This window comes from Novosphingobium sp., from assembly GCF_019748365.1.
Classification (GTDB): domain Bacteria; phylum Pseudomonadota; class Alphaproteobacteria; order Sphingomonadales; family Sphingomonadaceae; genus Novosphingobium.
On record NZ_JAIEPN010000041.1, the window covers coordinates 1 to 4,790 of the forward strand.

The window sequence follows — 4,790 nt, forward strand, 5'->3', positions numbered from 1 at the left end:
GTCTAGCAGGACTGGCCCATTTTTAATCCGGTGCTACCGGCCGATCCGTGGCCCCTTTTATTCCCGGTGTTCTCAAACGGATTGGTGCTGGGCACGGCATAGTTGAAAGCGGCGGTGAGCGCTTCATACTGGCGGTTAAGCGCGCGCTGGGTGGCGCCGACGCGGACATAGACCTGGGTGCAGCAGATGGGGTTCTGGCGGCTGTAGTCACCCGCCAGCGTAAACTCGACCCCGTTTGAAGGCTTCCACAACACCTGGGCGCGCAAGCCGAGGTTGTCCTGCGAATTGACGTTGAGCTTCGAGGTGACGTTGTAGATCGTGCCGCGCCGCTCGGTGAGCGAACCGGCGAGACGCACTGCAACAGTGTCGGACAGCGGGGCAGAGAGGGCCGCCTTGCCCTGGAAGAAGCCGTAGTTGCCGCCGCTCAGTTCAACACGACCTTCCGGCTCGAACGTGGGCGCGCGGGTCGTGATGTTTATCGCGCCGGCAGTTGTGTTCTTGCCATAGAGCGTGCCCTGAGGGCCACGCAGGACTTCGATCTGCTGCACGTCGAGGAAGTCGAACGTGGCCGATGCCACGCGGGCCTGGTAGACGTCGTCGACATAGATGCCCACGCCCTGCTCGATGCCATCGTTGGTGAGGCCAAGCGGCGAACCGAGGCCGCGGATGTTGACCGAGGTGTTGCGCGGGTTGGACGAGGTGAACTGCAGCGTCGGGGTGAGCTGCTGGAGGCGGCCGACGTTGAAGGCACCGGTCGCGTCGATGTGATCGCCGCCGACGACCGAGATCGCGAGCGGCACGTCCTGCGCGGTTTCGGCGCGGCGGCGCGCGGTGACCACGATGGTGTCGTTGTCGGATTGTCCGGTGCTGACCGAGGTGGACTGGTCAGCAGGGGCTTCAGCGGCTGGGGCCGAGGCCGGAGTTTCGGCAGCGAGCGCCGGGCTGGCGGCGAGCGGCAGGAGGGCCGCCCCCGCGAGGAGGAGAACACGCAAAGTCATCGTCGATCCTTTGTCTGGGTCTCACGATGCCTCCGGTGGTCCGGTGGGCGGTGTGATGCAGTTTGTTTGAATTCAGGTCAGGTCAGCTGGGCTTCAGCCGCTTCTTCTCGGTCACGTCGATCTGGACGACACGACCTTCGTGCACGGTCAGGGCGACGGTGCCGAAGCGCAGGCCAGTGAGCGCCTCGCGCACGCTGGCGAGGCTTTCCTCGAGGTGGCGTTCCGCGTCGGTCGGCGCGGGTTGTGTGGTCATGGCAGGTCTCCTTGGGTATGGTCTCCATCTGCGTTGAACATGCGGGCACGGTGGGGGTTGAAGCGGATCGTCTGGCCCAGCCGGGGGGCGTCCTGGCTGCTCGGCAGATCAAGCTCGACGAACTGGCCACTGCCCTCGAGCAGCCCTTCCGCGCGCCATACCGCGCCCTTGCGGAACACGTTATCGACGAGCACCGCCTCGCTGCCATCGGGCGTGACGGTGATCTCATGGGGGCGGAAGTGGATCTCGCCGCCCGATGCGGGCAGACGATTGGTCTCACCCACGAAGTGCGAGACGAACGGTGTTTCCGGATTCATGTAGACCGCGTCCGGCGCGCCAATCTGTTCGATGCGGCCCTGGCTCATCACCACGACGCGGTCGGCAAGTTCGAGCGCTTCTTCCTGATCGTGGGTCACGAAGATCGAGGTGAGCCCCATCGCCTTGTGCAGATCGCGCAGCCAGCGGCGCAGGTCCTTGCGCACCTTGGCATCGAGCGCGCCGAAGGGTTCATCAAGGAGCAGGAGGCGCGGTTCGATCGCCAGCGCGCGGGCGAGCGCGACGCGCTGGCGCTGGCCGCCCGAAAGCTGGCCGGGGTAGCGGCTGCCGAGGCCCTCCAGCTGGACCAGGCGCAGCAGTTCCTCGGCGCGGGCCTGCCGCGCGGCCTTGGCGATGCGGTGCTTGCCGCGCCGCACGCTGAGCCCGAAGGCGACGTTGTCGGCCACGGTCATGTGGCGGAACAGCGCATAGTGCTGGAACACGAAGCCGACATGGCGGTCTGCCACCGGGGTGCGCGAGACGTCCTCGCCGCCCAGCAGCACGGTGCCGCTGTCCTGAAATTCGAGACCGGCGATGATGCGCAGCAGCGTCGTCTTGCCCGAGCCCGAGGGGCCGAGCAGCGCAATGAATTCACCCGGCGCAACATCGAGATCGATGCCGTGCAGCGCCGGATAGTCGCCGAACTGCTTGGTTATGCCGCGAAGATGGATCAATGCCGTGCTCCTGCATGGAGGCCGAAGCGCCATTCGAGCACCGTCTTGGCGACAAGGGTCACCAGGGCGAGCAGCGCGAGGAGAGAGGCGACCGCGAAGGCGCCGACGAAATCGTACTCGTTGTAGAGAATCTCGACATGGAGCGGCATCGTGTTGGTCTCGCCCCGGATATGGCCCGAGACGACCGAGACCGCGCCGAATTCACCCATCGCGCGCGCATTGCACAGCAGCACGCCGTAGAGCAGGCCCCAGCGGATATTGGGCAAAGTGACATGCCAGAACGTCTGCCAGCCGGTAGCGCCGAGCGAGATCGCCGCTTCCTCGTCGTCCTTGCCCTGTTCGAGCATGAGCGGGATGAGCTCGCGCGCGACGAAGGGGAAGGTGATGAAGACCGTCGCCAGGACGATGCCCGGCACCGCGAAGATGATCTTGAGGTCATGCTCGGCGAGCCACGCGCCGAACAGGCCATTGGCGCCGAAGAGGAGCACGAAGATCAGGCCCGAGACGACTGGCGAGACCGAGAACGGCAGGTCGATCAAGGTGATCAGCAGCGCCTTGCCGGGGAACTGGAACTTGGTGATCGCCCAGCTTGCGGCGACGCCGAAGACCATGTTGAGCGGGACCGAGATGGCCGCGATGATCAGCGTCAGCCGGATCGCGGCGAGCGCATCGGGGGTGTGCAGCGCATCGAGAAACGGCCCCGCGCCCTGTCGCAGCGCCTCGCTGAACACCGCGAGCAGCGGCAGCAGCAGGAAGAAGCCGAGGAACGTGAGCGCGACGGTGATCAGCGCGGCCCGCGCGAGGGGGCTTTCGCTGGTGGGCTGCTGGCTCATGCGCCCATCCTCCAGCGGCTGGCCGCCTGGATCAGGTTGATCAGCAGCAGCACCGCGAAGGAGGCGAGCATCATCACTACGGCAATCGCGGTGGCGCCGGCATAGGCGTACTGTTCGAGCTGGGTGACGATCAGCAGCGGCGCGATCTCGGTGCGGCCGGGCATGTTGCCCGAGATGAAGATCACCGAGCCGTACTCCCCCACGCCGCGCGCAAAGGCGAGCGCGAAGCCGGTGAGCAGCGCGGGGCCGATCGCGGGGAAAATCACGCGCGTAAACGTCTGCCAGCGGGTCGCGCCAAGCGTGGCGGCAGCTTCCTCAACCTCACGGCCAAGATCAGCGAGGACGGGTTCAACCGAGCGGACCACAAAGGGCAGGCCGATGAAAACCAGCGCGATGGTGATGCCGATCCAGGTGAAGGCGACCTTGATGCCAAGCGGCTCAAGAAACTGACCGATCCAGCCTTCCGGCGTGTACAGCGCGGTGAGCGCGATACCCGCAACGGCGGTCGGCAGCGCGAAGGGCAGATCGACCAGCGCGCTCACCACCTGCTTGCCGGTGAAGTCGAAACGCACGAGCACCCAGGCGACGATCAGGCCGAACACCGCATTGACGAGGCCCGCGGCGGCGGCGGTGCCGAAGCTCAGCTGATAAGCCGCCATGGCGCGCGGACTGAAGCCGACCGCGAGGAACTCGGACCAACCCAGACCCGCGGCCTTGAGGAAGATCGTGGCGAGCGGGATCAGCACGATCAGCGTCAGCCACGCGAGCGTGAAGCCGAAGCTGAGGCCGAAGCCGGGCAGCACCGAGGGCTGCCTCCAGCGTGTGGACCGCGCGGACATGGTGTCACCCCCTGCCCCGCCTACTTCTTGGTGTAGATGCGGTCGAACATGCCGCCATCGTCGAAGAAGGTCTTCTGCGCATTGGCCCAACCGCCGAAGTCCTTGTCGATGGTGACCATCGGGATCTCCGGGAACTGCGCCTTGAACTGCTGCGCGATGGCCGGATCGCGCGGGCGATAGAAATTGTGCGCGATCGCGGTCTGCGCCTCGGGCGTGTAGAGATAGCGCAGATAGGCTTCGGCCACTTCGCTGTTGCCGTGCTTCTTGGCATTGGCCGTGATGACCGCAACGGGCGGTTCGGCGAGGATCGAGAGCGAGGGCGTGACGATTTCGAACTTGCCCGCGCCGAGCTTCTTCTCGGCGAGGAAGGCTTCGTTCTCCCACGAGATAAGGACGTCACCGATGCCGCGTTCGACGAAGGTGGTTGTGGAACCGCGCGCGCCGCTATCGAGCACGGGGACATGCTGGAACAGCTGCTTCACATAGGCTTCGGCGGCTGCGTCCGAGCCGCCCGCCTTGCGGCCATAGGCCCAGGCCGCAAGGAAGTTCCAGCGCGCGCCGCCGCCTGTCTTGGGATTGGCGGTGATCACTTCGACGCCGGGCTTCACGAGGTCGCCCCAGTCCTTGATGCCCTTGGGATTGCCCTTGCGCACGAGGAACACGATGGTCGAAGTATAGGGCGCGCTGTTGTCCGGCAGCGCCTTCTGCCAGCCGGCGTCGAGCAGCTTGCCCTTCTCCGCAATGGCATCGATGTCGTAGGCAAGCGCCAGCGTGGCGACGTCGGCTTCGAGCCCGTCGATGATCGCGCGGCTCTGCTTGCCCGAGCCGCCATGGCTCATGCGGAAGGTGACGTCCTTGCCGGTCTTCTGCTTCCAGAA

The 4,790-nt window shown here is 65.8% G+C and carries 5 protein-coding genes and 1 pseudogene; all 6 read right to left on the minus strand.

Annotation, left to right across the window (positions count from 1 at the left end; translation table 11 throughout):
* Positions 1-71 precede the first annotated feature (71 nt).
* A pseudogene (locus K5Q19_RS06205) lies at positions 72-998 on the minus strand (TonB-dependent receptor plug domain-containing protein); the annotation flags it as partial.
* A gap of 82 nt (positions 999-1,080) precedes the next feature.
* Complete coding sequence (locus K5Q19_RS06210) at positions 1,081-1,251, minus strand: YezD family protein (protein ID WP_292942255.1); 171 nt, start codon at positions 1,249-1,251, stop codon at positions 1,081-1,083.
* Positions 1,248-2,240, minus strand: coding sequence for a sulfate/molybdate ABC transporter ATP-binding protein (locus K5Q19_RS06215; protein ID WP_292942257.1), 993 nt, complete (start codon positions 2,238-2,240; stop codon positions 1,248-1,250). Before K5Q19_RS06215 ends, K5Q19_RS06210 begins: the two co-directional genes overlap by 4 nt.
* A complete protein-coding gene (gene cysW / locus K5Q19_RS06220; protein WP_292942259.1) occupies positions 2,237-3,073 on the minus strand; it encodes a sulfate ABC transporter permease subunit CysW in 837 nt (278 codons plus the stop codon). Before cysW ends, K5Q19_RS06215 begins: the two co-directional genes overlap by 4 nt.
* Positions 3,070-3,912, minus strand: coding sequence for a sulfate ABC transporter permease subunit CysT (gene cysT / locus K5Q19_RS06225; RefSeq protein WP_292942261.1), 843 nt, complete (start codon positions 3,910-3,912; stop codon positions 3,070-3,072). Before cysT ends, cysW begins: the two co-directional genes overlap by 4 nt.
* A gap of 20 nt (positions 3,913-3,932) precedes the next feature.
* Positions 3,933-4,790 (minus strand): sulfate ABC transporter substrate-binding protein (locus tag K5Q19_RS06230; RefSeq protein WP_292942263.1); only part of this gene is annotated, 858 nt, incomplete at its 5' end.